This is a genomic window from Chryseobacterium sp. DZ-32, assembly GCF_059587025.1.
In genome coordinates, this window is record NZ_JCAIOM010000022.1 from 37,712 (window position 1) to 52,126 (window position 14,415).

Annotated in this window: 15 protein-coding genes; all 15 read right to left on the reverse strand. The window is 34.2% G+C overall.

What is annotated here, in order from left to right:
• Positions 1 to 89 precede the first annotated feature (89 nt).
• Positions 90 to 635 carry a dTDP-4-dehydrorhamnose 3,5-epimerase gene (gene rfbC / locus AC59HC_RS20105; protein ID WP_110010014.1) on the reverse strand — a complete coding sequence of 182 codons (546 nt, stop codon included), beginning with the start codon at positions 633 to 635 and terminating at the stop codon, positions 90 to 92.
• Positions 636 to 649: 14 nt separating this feature from the next.
• Positions 650 to 1,219, reverse strand: coding sequence for a sugar transferase (locus AC59HC_RS20110; protein WP_496559232.1), 570 nt, complete (start codon positions 1,217 to 1,219; stop codon positions 650 to 652).
• 15 nt (positions 1,220 to 1,234) lie between these two features.
• Positions 1,235 to 2,371, reverse strand: coding sequence for a DegT/DnrJ/EryC1/StrS family aminotransferase (locus tag AC59HC_RS20115; RefSeq protein ID WP_202841007.1), 1,137 nt, complete (start codon positions 2,369 to 2,371; stop codon positions 1,235 to 1,237).
• 20 nt (positions 2,372 to 2,391) lie between these two features.
• Positions 2,392 to 2,985 carry an acetyltransferase gene (locus tag AC59HC_RS20120; RefSeq protein WP_110010017.1) on the reverse strand — a complete coding sequence of 198 codons (594 nt, stop codon included), beginning with the start codon at positions 2,983 to 2,985 and terminating at the stop codon, positions 2,392 to 2,394.
• 9 nt (positions 2,986 to 2,994) lie between these two features.
• Complete coding sequence (locus AC59HC_RS20125; protein ID WP_496559233.1) at positions 2,995 to 3,597, reverse strand: sugar transferase; 603 nt, start codon at positions 3,595 to 3,597, stop codon at positions 2,995 to 2,997.
• Positions 3,598 to 3,618: 21 nt separating this feature from the next.
• Complete coding sequence (locus AC59HC_RS20130) at positions 3,619 to 4,824, reverse strand: glycosyltransferase family 4 protein (protein ID WP_202841011.1); 1,206 nt, start codon at positions 4,822 to 4,824, stop codon at positions 3,619 to 3,621.
• Positions 4,821 to 5,957 carry a non-hydrolyzing UDP-N-acetylglucosamine 2-epimerase gene (wecB, locus tag AC59HC_RS20135; protein ID WP_202841013.1) on the reverse strand — a complete coding sequence of 379 codons (1,137 nt, stop codon included), beginning with the start codon at positions 5,955 to 5,957 and terminating at the stop codon, positions 4,821 to 4,823. Before wecB ends, AC59HC_RS20130 begins: the two co-directional genes overlap by 4 nt.
• Before the next feature lie 4 nt (positions 5,958 to 5,961).
• A complete protein-coding gene (locus AC59HC_RS20140) occupies positions 5,962 to 7,035 on the reverse strand; it encodes an EpsG family protein (RefSeq protein ID WP_202841015.1) in 1,074 nt (357 codons plus the stop codon).
• A 3-nt stretch (positions 7,036 to 7,038) separates the two neighbouring features.
• Complete coding sequence (locus tag AC59HC_RS20145; RefSeq protein WP_202844137.1) at positions 7,039 to 8,157, reverse strand: polysaccharide biosynthesis C-terminal domain-containing protein; 1,119 nt, start codon at positions 8,155 to 8,157, stop codon at positions 7,039 to 7,041.
• 2 nt (positions 8,158 to 8,159) lie between these two features.
• Positions 8,160 to 8,582, reverse strand: a complete 423-nt coding sequence (locus tag AC59HC_RS20150; RefSeq protein WP_496559234.1) for a WxcM-like domain-containing protein — start codon at positions 8,580 to 8,582, stop codon at positions 8,160 to 8,162.
• Between the two features lie 3 nt (positions 8,583 to 8,585).
• Positions 8,586 to 9,620, reverse strand: coding sequence for a polysaccharide biosynthesis protein (locus AC59HC_RS20155; RefSeq protein ID WP_343639502.1), 1,035 nt, complete (start codon positions 9,618 to 9,620; stop codon positions 8,586 to 8,588).
• The gene (locus AC59HC_RS20160; protein WP_482400164.1) at positions 9,604 to 10,734 is read right to left on the reverse strand and encodes a glycosyltransferase family 4 protein; all 1,131 of its coding nucleotides are present in this window, start codon (positions 10,732 to 10,734) and stop codon (positions 9,604 to 9,606) included. Before AC59HC_RS20160 ends, AC59HC_RS20155 begins: the two co-directional genes overlap by 17 nt.
• A complete protein-coding gene (locus AC59HC_RS20165) occupies positions 10,731 to 11,366 on the reverse strand; it encodes a hypothetical protein (protein WP_343639504.1) in 636 nt (211 codons plus the stop codon). Before AC59HC_RS20165 ends, AC59HC_RS20160 begins: the two co-directional genes overlap by 4 nt.
• A gap of 710 nt (positions 11,367 to 12,076) precedes the next feature.
• On the reverse strand, positions 12,077 to 13,195 hold the full coding sequence (locus AC59HC_RS20170; RefSeq protein WP_343639506.1) for a glycosyltransferase family 4 protein: 1,119 nt from the start codon (positions 13,193 to 13,195) through the stop codon (positions 12,077 to 12,079).
• Entirely contained in the window at positions 13,188 to 14,087 is a 900-nt protein-coding gene (locus AC59HC_RS20175; RefSeq protein WP_496559235.1) for an MATE family efflux transporter, read from the reverse strand. The genes AC59HC_RS20170 and AC59HC_RS20175 overlap by 8 nt, the downstream gene beginning before the upstream one ends.
• Positions 14,088 to 14,415: the final 328 nt, after the last annotated feature.

Below are 14,415 nucleotides of genomic sequence, written 5' to 3' on the forward strand. Positions count from 1 at the left end.
GATTTTGAGTCTGCAAAGATACAAAATATTGGAGAGTTAGGATTAAAAAATAAAAACCACTTTATAAAAGTGGTTTTCAGGGATATGCTTTAAAAGTTTTTTTCTTTAAATCCAGGAGCGTTCTGATCTTTTTCGGAAAGTATGGCATCTTTTTCATCTACCTTCCAATCGATATTAAGATCAGGATCATTGAATTTTACACTGCCTTCTGACTCTTTATTGTAAAAATTATCACATTTATACGAAAATACAGCATGGGTACTTAATACAGAAAAACCATGTCCGAAACCTCTCGGCACATAAAGCTGTAATTTGTTTTCAGCAGTAAGTTCTATTCCGAACCATTTTCCGAATGTAGGAGAATCTTCCCTAAGATCTACAGCCACATCCCAAACGCTTCCTTCAAGACAGGAAACCAGTTTTGCCTGGGCATGTTCTCCTTTCTGAAGATGCAGGCCTCTTAATACTCCGTAGGAAGATCTGGAAATATTATCCTGCACAAAGTGCCCGTTCATTCCGGTAAGTTCTTCGAATTTTTTTTCATTAAACTTTTCAAAGAAGTAGCCTCTTTCATCTTCAAATATGGTAGGCTCTATGATGTAGCAGTCTTTAAGCGGGGTTTCTTTAATTTTCATAATAGTTAAAAACTCTATTTCAATGTGGTTATTAATGTTTTAAACAAGATCTTTATATCGTTTTTGAAAGACATCTTTTCAAAATAGTCCAGATTCATTTTTACTTTGTTCGGAAATAACACTTCATCATTGTAAGCTAAAGGATCTTCCTGGTTTTTCAGAAGGTATTCTTCGTCTCTATATTTAATACTTGCTTCACAGGTAAGCCCGGGTTTCAGCTCCAGAACTTTCCTGTCTTCTCCGACAAGTTTATCGTAATATCCTTCAATATCAGGCCTGGGACCTACAAAACTCATATCACCTTTTATAATATTAAACAATTGCGGAAATTCATCGAGCTTAAATTTTCTGAGAGTCTGCCCTATTTTTGAGCATGTTCTCTTCTGTTCATGAATTGTTTTAATCTTAAAAATGGTAAAAGGCTTTCCATACTGCCCTATCCGGGTCTGAAAAAAGATTCCGTTGGAAGATGTATCCAGACTTGCAATCACAAATAAAATAATCAGTACAGGCATAAGAAAAAGGATCAATATTGCCGATAAGACAAAATCAAAAACTTTTTTCCAATATTTATACTGATTCATTAAGTTCAAATAATATTAAAGTCCAAAGTAAGAATGAACAACCTTTGCTATTCTTTCTTTGTCATCCTCTGACAGATTAGAGCCTGAAGGAAGGCATAATCCGTTATCAAAAAGTTTTTCAGAAACATTCCCGCCATAATAAGGAGAAGTTTCAAAAACCGGCTGCAAATGCATAGGTTTCCAAAGCGGTCTTGATTCTATATTATCTTCTAAAAATGCAAGTCTTAAACCTTCTCTGTTTTTTCCTGTCATTTCCGGATCAACAATCACTGCAGATAACCAGTGGTTGGAATAAAAATCATCATTCGACTCTGAGAGTACAGTTACCCCTTCAATATTGCGGAAAAGGTCAACATAGAAATTGTGCATTGCTCTACGGGCAGCAACCCTGTCCTTAAGCACTTCCATCTGTCCTCTTCCTATTCCTGCTACAATATTGCTCATTCTGTAGTTGAAACCGATGTGTGAGTGCTGATAGTGGGGAGCATTATCTCTGGCCTGTGTAGAAAGGAAAACGGTTTTATCTTTATCTTCCTGAGTATGACAAACCAAAGCTCCACCTCCTGAAGTGGTAATAATTTTATTTCCGTTAAAACTTAAAATTCCAAAACGGCCGAATGTACCGCAAGCCTGTCCTTTATAAGTTGAGCCCAGGGCTTCAGCAGCATCTTCTATCAAAGGGATCTGGAATTCCTGAGCAATGGCAGTAATTTCGTCCATTTTTGCCGGCATACCATACAGATGTACTACAATGATTGCTTTAGGTTTTGTTCCTTTTTGGATTCTGTCTTCGATGGCTTCTCTCAGTGCTTTAGGGCACATATTCCATGTAACCGGTTCACTATCAACAAAAACAGGGATTGCTCCACAATACGCAATTGGATTGGCTGAAGCAGAGAAAGTCATGGATTGACAGATCACCTCATCGCCATGTACAATTCCGCATTCGATAAGAGCAAGGTGTAATGCTGCAGTACCTGCAGACAGCGCAGCCACTTTTACACTTCCACCTAAAAACTGCTCCAGATCACCTTCAAATCCGTTAACATTAGGTCCCAACGGAGCTACCCAGTTTTCTTCAAATGCTTCGTTGATGTATTTTTGTTCATTCCCTCCCATATGCGGTGAGGACAGCCAGATTTTAGTATTCATATTTTTGATTAGTAACTTGTTTATATAATATTTTTCTTGATAATTCTCCCCGGATTTCCCACAATAACTGAGTAATCGGGAACATCGGTAATGATGACTGCACCGGCACCAATTACACACCATTTTCCTATTTTGATTCCCTGGATTACAGAAGCTCCTATTCCAATCTGAGAGCCTTCACCTACTTCCACTCCTCCGGCAAGTGCTGAGTTGGGAGAAATATGAACAAAATCTTCAATCACACAATCATGATCTACAGATGCATTGGTATTGATGATACAATGTTTTCCAATGGCCGTATCTGCATTAATTACCACGCCTCCCATGATTACTGTTCCTTCTTCTATTTTCACAGAACCTGAAATGATTGTTTTGGGATGTATTAAAGTGCCAATTTTATGATTAATCTGTTCTGCGATTTTCTTACGGATCAGATTGTTGCCAATTGAAATAATCAGTTTTTCTTTATCATCCGGTAAATTATTCAAAACCGGAGATCCATAGCATTCCTTTTTAGTGACATCCTGATCTATAAATGCCTTAATTTTTATGTCATTAGCAGCAGCAATATCTGCAATTACCTTTCCATGTCCGCTTGCTCCAAATAAATACATAGCTATTAATTAATTTCCTTGAAATGGTTCTATGGTAACGTGTCCATCGGCTGAAATACCTTCTTTTATAAAAACTTTCTTTATAGTAAGAAATATTATTTTCAGATCCAGGATAAAGGATACATGATCCACATACCAGACATCTAAATTAAACTTTTCTTCCCAAGAAATAGCATTTCTACCGTTAATCTGTGCCCAGCCGGTAATTCCCGGTCTTACTTCATGTCTTCTTGCCTGATGATCATTATAAAGCGGCAGATATTGTACCAGTAACGGTCTTGGCCCTATTAATCCCATATCTCCTTTCAAAACATTAATCAGTTGAGGAATTTCATCTATAGATGTTTTACGGACAAACGATCCCACTGCCGTAAGTCTCTCTGCATCTGGCAATAGATTACCTTCAGAGTCTGTTTTGTCATTCATTGTTTTGAATTTTATAATGGTAAAAATTTTACCGTTTTTGCCAGGTCTTTTCTGAAAGAAAAAAGGTTTCCATTCATTTGCGATGGCCAAAGCAATAAAAAAAACAATAAACACAGGACTTATTATAAGCAAACCGGTTAAGGCTAATATAAAATCAAAAACTCTTTTTACAAAAACACGATACATCTTTTTCTTTTCTCTTTATTTTTAAGCGTTAATAATTTTATCATAAGATTGTTGTACCAAAAATTCTCTTTCCAGGAATTTTCTGCTGTTTTCTCTCATTTCTTCAAAATCATTACTGTCCATTTCTACAAATTTATCTATTGCTTTTATCATCTCCTGAAGATTTGCCGAATGCACGGCTATGCCACAATTATTCTTAACTACATCTGTTCCGATATCTGTAGAAGAGTCTGTAGCTGTAAGGACCGGCAATCTGAACTCAAGATATGAGAGTAAACGAGATGGATAATTCGGGATGGTGAAATCTTTATGCAGAAAGATCAACCCGACATCACAGGACTGTACCAGCAGGTCATACTCAGTTTTTGGAATAGCAGACAAAAGCAAAGCATTTTTGGGGCGGAAAGTATCAAACCACTTCCTCATTTTGCCAAATTCTGTTCCTGAGCCCACTATCACAAAAAATAATCTGTCATCTTCTGATTTAGTTTTTAAGGTTTCTATCACAAAATCAATTCCCTGAGGTTTTCCCAAATTCCCACCATAAATAAAGATTTTCCTATTTTCAGGGATGCCATACTTAGCATGAATTTCTTTATATTGGTAACTCATTTCTTTATTTATAGGTAAGAGCTCAATAGCATTTGGATTTACCTCCAGTTTTTCTTTGGGAATAAAAGGATTATGCTCCATCACAAATTTTAGATTGGCATCAGACATACACCCAATTTTATCTGAAATCAAATATAATTCTTTTTCTTTATTTCTAAAGTAGTTGTATAGTAATCCTTTCTTAGACATCAGCTGCATATCAACAGCATTCTGGGGGAAGATATCCTTTAGGAGCAGATATGTTTTAGCCTGATCTCTTTTTTTGATATATTTAATAAGGTTTGTAAAAGTAATAGGAGGCGTGGCATAAATAATCAGATCAAATTTTACTTCTGGCAAGTGTTTATTGATGGCTCTCAGAAATAGTTTATCGATTGTTAAGGTAGAAATTCCCTTTTCAATAAAGTTCGTTTTCTGGATATTAAGTGTCTTTACATTCAGAAAAACAGTATTCCCTTCTTTTTTCACATTAGTTTTTTGATTTTCGCATCTTTCAACAGGGGAAACTATATACAGGTAATGCCCATGCTGGGAAAATTCCCGCATTAAATCTTGATAAATACCACGTTCTTTTAAGGTATTTATCTTCACTAAGGTAAGAAACATTATATTCATAATTTACTCCAGACTACTCTGTTAACGTAATCGGTATAGCTTACAATAATTCTAACCGTTTTTTCTGACACATTGGGCATAGAATAATCTGCCACAAGTCTGTAGTTTCTATTTTCTCCTGTCTGCTGCTGCTTAAGCTGTACCAATCCCTGCAAAATTCTCTCAGGAGATAATCCCACCATCATAACAGAAGCTTCTTCCATAGCTTCAGGTCTTTCATGTGCTTCTCTGATGTTAAGCGCTCTGAAATTAAGGATTGAGGATTCTTCTGAAATAGTACCGGAATCCGACAGTACAGCATAACTTCTCATTTGAAGAGCATTGTAATCATGGAACCCAAGGGGTTTTAGAAACTGAATTTCAGATCTCACCTGCACCTGCATTTTATCAATCATATTTCTTGTTCTGGGATGAGTTGAAAAAATGATTGGATATTGATATTCTTCTGCAATTGCATTAAGGCTGTTGATGAGTCCTCTGAAATTTTTATCTGAATTAATATTTTCTTCTCTATGGGATGATACTACAAAATACTTTCCTTCTTCAAGATTTAATCTAGTAAGAACATCGGAATTTTTAATTCTGGGAAGATAATGATTCAGAACCTCGTACATCGGGGATCCCGTCTTAATGATTCTGTCAGCAGGAAGTCCTTCTCGCAAAAGGTATTCTCTGGCAATATCAGAGTATGTTAAATTGATATCTGAAATGTGGTCTACAATTTTCCTGTTGGTTTCTTCGGGAACTCTTTGATCAAAACACCTGTTTCCGGCTTCCATGTGGAAAATCGGAATCTGTCTTTTTTTGGCAGGAATAGCACATAAACATGAGTTTGTATCTCCGAGTACTAAAAACGCATCTGGCTTCACTTCCTCGAGAAGCGGATCAATTTTAACCAAAATATTTCCAATTGTTTCTGCAGCTGTTTTTCCTGCTGCTTCCAGGAAATGGTCAGGTTTTCTTAAACCTAAATCGTCGAAAAAGATCTGGTTAAGTTCATAGTCGTAATTTTGTCCTGTATGGACTACAATGTGTTCTACTGCTTCAGAAGTATCTAAAGCGGCTAACACTCTTGATAATCTAATGATTTCCGGCCGTGTGCCCACGACTGTCATTACTTTTAATTTCATCATATGGTTATAAAAAAGTTATTCTTATAAAATGGAGAACTACAAAGGTAAAAAACGCGAGTAAAGTTTGCGAGAACAACCTGTATTTGTTTCTCAATTTTTCATCGTTATTAATAAAAAACGGATAAAAAATGATTAATGAAGCTAAAAACCAGGATAAATAGGCAAATCTATGAGCGTGATTTACTCTTACCAAAAATAAAAATATAGTATTTGTAAAAATAAAAACATTCACTATCCTATGATAAGTGACATCTTTTATCTTTTCAATGAATATAAAATAATAAGAAATTGCCATGATAACCGAACTATAGGCAATCAGATCCCAACGGAATACCTGCTCATCAATATTTTCTATAAAATATTGTGCTCTTTCATCCGGGATTAAGTTGGCAACAGTATGTTCAATTTCAATTCCAAAAAAATAAGAAGCAGGAATTGCCAATCCCCAAATCCAATAGAATTTTCTATCAACTTTGCTTATCAGTCCTGAGAAGATATATACCAATACCGGAAGTCCCAAAGAAAAATGAGATCCAAATGCTAGTAACATGAGTAAAGACTTCCACCATTTGTTTTTAATAAAAACCCCATATAAAAACATGACGGATGCCATCCCCTGTCTGATACCATATACATTATAATTCCAGTAATAAAGGGAAGCTGTATGACAGATAAAAAATAATATCCAGTGCTTTTTAGAAATATGTTTTGATACCAATACCAACAGTGCTACCGATACTAAACCACATAAGATAAAAAAACCTCTCTCATTGGTAATATAAGAGGTAAACAAAATAAAATACCCGAAAAACAAATCCTTATTCGGCATGGGCGAAATACCTTCTACACGTGCTATATCAAAGAATTCCCTATACATTTCGGAGTCTGTGAAACCAGTGATACCTACGGGTCTGAAACCAATAAGGATAACTAAAAACAGAGGAATAAGATAGAAATAGCCTGTATTTCCATCTATACTGAGTAACCGTTTTTTTGAATAACTATCTATCACAACTGCTGTGACCAGCAATGATGTAAACAGATAGAATACAATTGAAAAAGCAACCGGTGTATACATTGATTATACTTTTACGAAATATGTATCAGGATCTTCCGGGTTGAATGCTTCGTTAATCCAAAAAATGGTATAAAGATCTTCATTTCCTATATTCTTAATATTATGGGTATACCAGATAGGCATATCTACATAAGCGGGCTCATCCCCTTTCAGATAAAAATCGAAAATTTCATCAGTATCAATTTTTCGCAACTGGATAAGTGCTTCTCCTTTTATTACTGCGAACCTTTCAATTTTTCTGGTATGAAAATGGTCTCCTCTCGTAATTCCGGGAACTGTTGTAGAGAATGAACACTGACCGCCTATTCCAAGTCTGATCACCTCTACAAAAGCTCCTCTCGGATCTGTATGTTGTGTGAATTTGACAGGATAATGGTTTTTAATATCAAAATAACAACGGAAAGTATTAAACAAGTTCAGATCAAAAGCTGATGTAAGCTGTGGAACCTCACCATTATCAAAATATAATTTTTTATAATTTTCAAGTTTTAACAATACTTCAGAGACTTTATTTACTGAAGTATGCTCTACTTCGTAAAACTCTTTGGAATCTGACGCTTCTATCTGGCCGATGATTTCCTGTACGAGCTCTCCTACGTAGATTAGCTTCACTTCGCCGTCATTATCAATAACAGGGGTTTCACCATGTGTAAGCTTGTAACAGAAGGTGGCAACGAAAGAGTTATAGTTTGGCTTTCCAAAAGGTCCGAAAACATTAGGAATAATCATTCCTGTAAATTTTCCGCCAGCTTTTTTTGCCCAGTCTGCCAAAAGCATTCTTCCTTCTTTTTTCGATTTTCCATATAGATTATCTCTTTCTTCCTGAGAAGATGATGAAAATAAAACATGAGCCTTTGATTCCGTTCGTTCCAAAGAATCTATTAATTTCCTTACGAGTTCAATATTGTTACTGAAAATCACTTCAGGATCCGGATGACGATTCATTGCTGCAAGATGTACAATGACATCACATTGTTTTGCAAATGCATCCAGCTGATCCGGATGATCAAAAAAAGATCTGTCAAACTCAATCCTTTTATACCGCTCAGGCTTTAGCCCCAGTGTATTGTACAGATGTGATCCTACAAAACCGTTTTGTCCGGTTATTCCTATTTTTATCATCATTACATATTTTCAAAATAATCCAGAGGGAAACGATGGTCATCATCAATTTCACCTAAAGAATAATTTACCATTACTAAAAGTTTCGATCCCTTTTCTTTTGCCTGAATTGCAGAGGCATACCCTGCCGGCATATGAAGTACATCCAATTTTTCGTCATTCAACTCAAAAGTAAGAATCTGAAGATCTTTTGAGGGTTCACCCCAGTGATCAATTTTTACAAATTTAATCATAAAAGCTCCCTGGATGGCTGTAAACCAACGTTGTTCTGTCTTATGTCCGGCCCATCCTCTTATATAATCGATATTACTATTCTCAATGCAATATATTCTTTTTATTGCAGAAGCATTATAATTATTATTGAAAAACAGATTTCCTCTTTCATCAGCATATTTTCCACCCTCAATAATTTCCGGATTATTCATTTTTTAGTCTGGATATTGCATTACATCTTCTCCTAATACTTCTTTTCTGATCAAAGGAAGCTTCAAAAGAAGTTTTTTCATTCCTTCAACATCCTGCTGCTTCGTATTATGAGAATGATAATCTTCTATTTTTGAAATGTCTTTCATACCTTCTGAAAAATACTTATCATAATTAAGATCTCTGTTATCTGCAGGAATTCTGTAGAAATCTCCCATATCTTCTGCCTTCAGCATTTCTTCACGTGTACAAAGAGTTTCATAAAGCTTTTCCCCATGTCTTGTTCCAATTACTTTTATCGGACTGTCTGCTTTAAACAATTCTTTAAGAGCCTGAGCCAGATCACCGATAGTTCCTGCCGGTGCTTTATTGACAAATAGGTCTCCAGTATTTCCATTTTCAAAAGCAAATAAAACAAGTTCGACAGCTTCCTCCAATGACATTAAAAATCTCGTCATCTTTGGATCTGTAATAGTAATAGGTTCACCGTTTTTAATCTGTTTAACAAATAATGGAATCACAGAACCTCTGGATGCCATAACGTTTCCGTATCTCGTAAGACAAACTGTTGTATTTTTCAAATTTCTGGAGGCTGCTACTACTACTTTTTCCATCATTGCTTTGGAAATACCCATAGCATTGATAGGATAAGCTGCCTTATCCGTACTCAAACAAATCATTTTCTGAACATGATTTGCTTCAGCTGCATCAATTACATTCTGTGTTCCTTCTACATTGGTTTTTAATGCCTGCATCGGGAAAAACTCACACGAAGGTACCTGCTTCAAGGCTGCAGCATGAAAAACATAGTCTACTCCTCTCATAGCCTGTTCAATACTTCTGTAATCTCTTACATCTCCGATATAAAATTTCAGTTTATCATTTTTAAATTGATTTCTCATATCATCCTGCTTCTTCTCATCACGGGAAAAAATACGGATTTCTTTAAAATGATCGGTATTGATAAATTTTCTTAGAACGGCTGTTCCGAAAGAACCTGTTCCTCCAGTAATTAGTAATACTTTATTTTGAATATTCATGGAAAATTTTTATTATATTATTATAATGACTGATAAAAGAATAGCTGTTCTTAAAATGTTTCTGAGCATTCAGACTCATTCTTTTAAAGTCTTGTTCATTCACGTTACTGATCATTTCTGCAATAGCCTCAGGATCGTTATAATTTACAAAAAAACCTGTTTCTTTATCCAGATTCATATACTGAATGTCTCTGTATTGGGTTGTAATCAGCACACAGCCATTCTTTAATCCTTCTATCAGAGATATAGGCTGCCCTTCTGCATTATAATTGGTGGGTAGAATCAAAAAGTCAGCATTCTTTAAAAGCTGATCTTTGGCTTCACCCTGAACCAACCCTTTATAGACAACATTGTCTTCCAGCTTATTTTCTTTCACAAAATTATGAAAGTAATCTTTTGCTTTTTCAACGCTGTCAAAAGTCACATCATCCGAGTTACTTAAAAAGTTTCCACAGAAATAAACTTGTGGAGAAATATTATATTTTTCTTTAAGAATCAGGGACGAATGCAAAACATCCAGATAGCCTTTACTCTCAATAAGATTAGAAAGATACAGGATCACCGGTCTGGTCGGATTATATTTTTTTTCTATTGACTCGTCGTTATCAAATTCCGGAATTCCATTAGGAACTACCTTTACTTTTTCTTTATAGTTATCTACAAAATCAAAAAGATCAGTATATACTCTGGACAAAACAATAATACAGTCACATTGGTCGTATGTTTTTTTGATTATTTTCTGAAGGAAAGGAGACTGTTCAAGATAGAATGTTTTAAAATTGCCTCCATGCAGGTGGGCTACGATTTTCTTTCCGAATAATGCAGAAATCCAGACAAACATAAAATCTCTGTAAAAGCCCAGTCTGGACTGTGCAACTGCAATGTAGATCATCTTTGATTTACCCATTGTCGTCATATAAAAGTAAATCAGTTTGATGCAGGCTGTAAGATATTCCAGTACCTTCTGAAAATTACTGTCGGTATCTACGCTTACTGTGATATACTTGAACGGAATCATTTGCTTTTTCAGTTCGTCCAAAAGCATATCAAAACATATAGACTGACCACTTATATTTTTAGGGGAGGATTTTACTCCCATTAAAACAAATTTCATCTTTGTAGTTTTATATTACCCGGGCTAAAAATTCTGATAATAACAAATACAATTACCAGGGTAATAGAGTTAATAATAATATTAAGGAGACCAATATTCGAAAAGGCAACAGATCCCGAAATAAAGAGTGTATAAAAATAAATATATTTAAATCGTCCTTTCTTACATCCCTGATAGAGAGTATTGGCAATTCCTCCAAGAAGAAAGTAAGCCAATAACAGTCCTATAATTCCAAAGTTCATATAGGCTGCATAATTACCTACAGGAAAGGAAGTCATATAATCATCATCTACACGGTAAGGTTTATCAATAAACCGTTTTTCGTTTGACATTACTGCCAGGTAAAGGCCATCATCTCCTTTTGGTAGCTTACTTACATCGCTTCTTATAATGGGATGCAGTAAAATTTTTACTACATCTACATATCCTTCTCCATACCAGAAGCCATGTCTGTCAAACATATCTATGATAAATAAATACCTATCCAGTCCACTCATATCAGAAAGCAACTGATAAGACTGATAAGAGTTTTCATCTTTAGTTGTCATCACAGATACCAATCCTTCATTATTCCATGCTGCCGTTCCTCTGAATTTTGGGATGATATACATTACTCCGAAGAAAAGTGCCATCAATAAGATGTACTTGGGCTTAAAGAATTGTTTAATAGATGCTGGCTTTTTTATTTGTATAACAATAAAACAGAATATAAGCATGTACAATATCTGAGTACGTCCGCCGGTAAGCAGGGAAGATAACAGGAAGGTAATAAAAAACACTCCCAGGTTGATCTTTTGTACCAAGTTTAACCGGTCTCTTAAAAGATAGAGATATAATATATAATATCCGATAATTTGTTGAGTGAAATAGATATATCCCAGTTTACTTATATTTTCATTTCTATTGATAAAAATTTGAAAAAGATTGTCAAGCTGTAAGGATTTAAAGTTATAAACAGAAAGTAAGTAAAATATAATACTTAATAAAAATAACAAATTCTTACTTTGTCCCACCGTAATAATATCCAGCTTACTAATCAAAGAACTTAACATTTTTTTCAGAAAAGATACAGTCCCTACAATAAAAAAAATAATACAGCCTACATGCAAAAGAATATACTTGAACAGCAAGTTATTTAAATTATCAGGATCAACAGGTGTATAGATAATATCAGGATGTTTCACTATATAGAACATATAGGGAGTAGCCAATACCGAAAAAAACAATATAATATTTATGGGTAAAAGAAAATCATACTTTTCATACCCAAAAAGTCTGTAATTCTTCCTAAAAAAGAAAAATACCAGAGTAAGAAATATTATATATAATATTATAAAAAAAGTCATCTAAACTGTTTTAGAATTTTCTCATTGATAGAAAGAAATGCGGGCCATGAATATTTTTCTTCTGCCAGTTTTCTACATCTTGCAGGCATTCCATCCTTTTCAGAAATATTTAATATTTCCAACACTTTTAAAGCTATATTTTTAGGATCTGTAGTAGATATTCCACCTACATTTTCGTTACAATAGGTATCAAGGATCATAAATCTTTCTTCCTCATTATCAGCAAGCATAATGACTGGGACTCCTGAACTGAAAGCTTCAAGTGTTACCAGTCCTAAATTGGGACCGTCCACAGTTTGTAAGTAAAGATCAAACATTGGAATAACTTCATTAACATTATCTATAAATGGTCGCAAAAAGACTTTATCCGATAATTGAAAATCTTTTATCATACCCAGTAGTCTTTCTTTTTCAGGACCTTCTCCATAGATAACACCTATTGTATCTTCATCCTCAATATGTCTGAAGGCTTCTACAAAAAGATCAACCCTTTTTATAGGATAGAGTCTGCAACATATTCCAACAATCCTCTTATTTAGAGGTAAATTAAACTGCTCTCTCTCTTTTTTATCGGCAACATTAAATTTATTAATATCTACAGGGAGCCTGTTGATTATTACTTTCGAAGGATCTACCTTATTTTTTTGCTTTAGCTGTAAAGATAGGTATTCACTCAGTCCGATAAAAATGTCCGTACTTCTATTAGGCAGGTTAGTTTTCCAGATAAATTTTTCTTTGGCATCAGCATTTTCATATACATGCATGGTTATATATATGATTTTAATTTTTTTATTAAAAATTTTTAATAACCAAAAAATCAGTGCAGAATCAGGCTGGCTACAGTATATTGTATCAATATTATGATCCTTAAGGTATTTTTTTACTTTAAAAATCTTTGAAAGCATTTTAAAAGTATTGGTTCTATCAGAATCATCAAACTGATGTATTTTTTTTCTATCAATAGCAGGGAAACGTTCCAGTAAATCCATATTGCATGAAAAAACAGCATAATGCAGATTATCATACTGCTGCTCCAAATTTTCGAATAACTGTGCAGAAAAACTTTCTGCCCCCCCAAAACACAGTGTATTAGAAACAATCAATATGTTATTCATTTCCTTTTAAAATTTGTTTGTTAATAATATACATAGAAATACCAAATAAGCTACCACACCAAAGTATATTATATCCTAAAAAAGCAATTACAGACCCCGTAAGACCAAAATAAAACGTAAACGGATAATATAATAATGCTGCAACAACAATCATAAAGACTGAAAAATACAAGGCCACTTTATTTTTATCCATCACTGTAAATAGGTAATTGTAAGGTATCTGGATGAAATAAACCAAAATTGAAATTAAAGATAGTTTCAATAACCACAAGTGGTTCATATCAAAATTCTTGAAGAGATAATTGATGTAGTCTGAAACAAAATAAGAAATCAATAAAATAATAAGTCCTGCAGCAAATAATGGAATTGCAAGTTTTATTGAATTTATTTTTAGCCTTTGAAGTGACACTTTATACCATTCTACCTGTTTATTAATCAAAAAACTACTGATTGCACTTGTAAAAATAGAAAATATCCCCAGAATAGTAATAATTATACTAAACAGACCAAAATCCTCTGGGCTGCATATCTTTTTTACAATAAATAAATTCAGCCTTGCAGATAATAAGTATATGGTGCTGCTCATTAACAGGGGCAATGTTCTTTTAAAAAGATCAGTCTGATAAGTATCAAGAAATATGATTTTTTTAACAATTCCCTTTTCAAAAAAAAGAAGAATAAAATTGACCAAACACCAGATTATACTGTTGAATAAAAATATATAGCTGATCTGATGGAGATCAAACCCCTTATAAATCCCAAGAATGACAAAGGATATAAGGCTTATATAGTGCATGCTTTTTAATATTGAAAATTTTAAAATTTCCTCCTTAGAAAGCAATGTATAATAATAAGTTTCAGACAAAGAATCGATTCCTCTGGAAACTATCATTAGCAGTACTATTTCGCTGAAAAGGTTTAGTTCCAATAGTACAAATGAAATAATAAATATAGATAATGAAATCAGGATTCTAATGATATATAAAGATATGGCATATTTATCCCTAAGTGCTGTCTTCAGTACAAAATCACGCCGCATAGTTGTTAACAAGGCAACAGCTAAAACACTGGAAACCAACTGCCCCACAGTATTAGCAAATGTAAGTTCTCCAATTTCTGCTAGAGATGCTTTCTTGGAAAAAGAGATCAGGATAACAAAAACTGAAAATCCGGCAATATACTCCGGTGCAGACATCAACAGCATATTTTTGAAAGCTCTA

Coding starts and splice junctions, on each gene's coding strand:
- AC59HC_RS20110 (WP_496559232.1), bottom strand. CDS start 1,219: ATGAATCAGTATAAATATTGGAAAAAAGTTTTTGATTTTGTCTTATCG.
- AC59HC_RS20155 (WP_343639502.1), bottom strand. CDS start 9,620: ATGAATATTCAAAATAAAGTATTACTAATTACTGGAGGAACAGGTTCT.
- AC59HC_RS20150 (WP_496559234.1), bottom strand. CDS start 8,582: ATGAATAATCCGGAAATTATTGAGGGTGGAAAATATGCTGATGAAAGA.
- AC59HC_RS20125 (WP_496559233.1), bottom strand. CDS start 3,597: ATGTATCGTGTTTTTGTAAAAAGAGTTTTTGATTTTATATTAGCCTTA.
- AC59HC_RS20170 (WP_343639506.1), bottom strand. CDS start 13,195: ATGAATAACATATTGATTGTTTCTAATACACTGTGTTTTGGGGGGGCA.
- AC59HC_RS20115 (WP_202841007.1), bottom strand. CDS start 2,371: ATGAATACTAAAATCTGGCTGTCCTCACCGCATATGGGAGGGAATGAA.
- AC59HC_RS20165 (WP_343639504.1), bottom strand. CDS start 11,366: ATGGCACTTTTCTTCGGAGTAATGTATATCATCCCAAAATTCAGAGGA.
- AC59HC_RS20160 (WP_482400164.1), bottom strand. CDS start 10,734: ATGAAATTTGTTTTAATGGGAGTAAAATCCTCCCCTAAAAATATAAGT.
- AC59HC_RS20130 (WP_202841011.1), bottom strand. CDS start 4,824: ATGAATATAATGTTTCTTACCTTAGTGAAGATAAATACCTTAAAAGAA.
- AC59HC_RS20145 (WP_202844137.1), bottom strand. CDS start 8,157: ATGATAAAAATAGGAATAACCGGACAAAACGGTTTTGTAGGATCACAT.
- rfbC (WP_110010014.1), bottom strand. CDS start 635: ATGAAAATTAAAGAAACCCCGCTTAAAGACTGCTACATCATAGAGCCT.
- AC59HC_RS20140 (WP_202841015.1), bottom strand. CDS start 7,035: ATGTATACACCGGTTGCTTTTTCAATTGTATTCTATCTGTTTACATCA.
- AC59HC_RS20175 (WP_496559235.1), bottom strand. CDS start 14,087: ATGATAGTTTCCAGAGGAATCGATTCTTTGTCTGAAACTTATTATTAT.
- AC59HC_RS20120 (WP_110010017.1), bottom strand. CDS start 2,985: ATGTATTTATTTGGAGCAAGCGGACATGGAAAGGTAATTGCAGATATT.
- wecB (WP_202841013.1), bottom strand. CDS start 5,957: ATGATGAAATTAAAAGTAATGACAGTCGTGGGCACACGGCCGGAAATC.